Raw genomic sequence first — 828 nt, 5'->3', positions numbered from 1 at the left:
AGTAGTACGGGACAGCGCCGAGCAGCTGATGAAGTGGAAATGGGCACAGCTTAAATTAACTGGCAGAGTGTCTTGACTGACGGGTCCACTTTAGCCAACCTGACTCCGATCCTGCTCCCGATAGTATGGAAATATTTGCTCGGAGCGGTCTTGGCGTTTGCGATCATCACGCCACTGTGGATCGCACTCGATGTGCTGATGCTTCACCCCAGATTGATGACAAGCGAGGAGACGGGCATGGACAGATTTCGTTGGGTCAGCATTCCCCTTTTGGCGACCGTTTTTTTCTTCAGCTATCGCTTCTTGATGGCAGAGCAAAAATCATTAACAAGGGCGAACCAGATCAGACTGCAAGCCGAGCAGAAACAGCACCTGCGGGATCAGGAAAATGACGCCAAAGGCCGCCGCGAGTATGTGCTGGAAGTGATCGGGCTAGGTGTTTCGCTCGACAAATACCGGCAAGGCAAGCTGTGGGATGTTCTGCACAAGCAAGGCCCGTATACCAGCATTCGTGAACAGGATCCTAAGCAGTATGCTTGGACGGGGCAGGACAAGGATGGAGTCAGTGGTGGACGCCTATATGACGCGTTCGAAAACGGCGCAGAGCGCACGCCAATGTACTGGGGTGGGCCGTCGTTCTACGCTGGCGCCTCTATTTCAAATCCGGAAATAAAGTTTAGCCCCATCAATCCGATGATGGGGTTGGCAGGTGAAACTCAGTCTACCGGAATGGCATTGCTGTGGTCAAGTAATTTCGGACACGACGATAGGTTGGCGTGCTGCCATTTTCCGTTCGTAGACGGTGGGCGACAGATTGCCCAATGCTGA

The 828-nt window shown here is 53.1% G+C and carries 1 protein-coding gene; it reads left to right on the top strand.

Going from position 1 to position 828, the window contains the following annotated elements; genetic code table 11:
- Window positions 1–150 precede the first annotated feature (150 nt).
- Window positions 151–828, top strand: a complete 678-nt coding sequence (locus H7U20_RS27400) for a type VI lipase adapter Tla3 domain-containing protein (protein WP_199762306.1) — start codon at window positions 151–153, stop codon at window positions 826–828.

It is taken from the genome of Rugamonas violacea, assembly GCF_016461825.1.
Classification (GTDB): domain Bacteria; phylum Pseudomonadota; class Gammaproteobacteria; order Burkholderiales; family Burkholderiaceae_D; genus Rugamonas.
The sequence above is the reverse complement of the archived record's forward strand: the minus strand, read 5'-3'. Positions and strand labels throughout refer to the sequence as shown.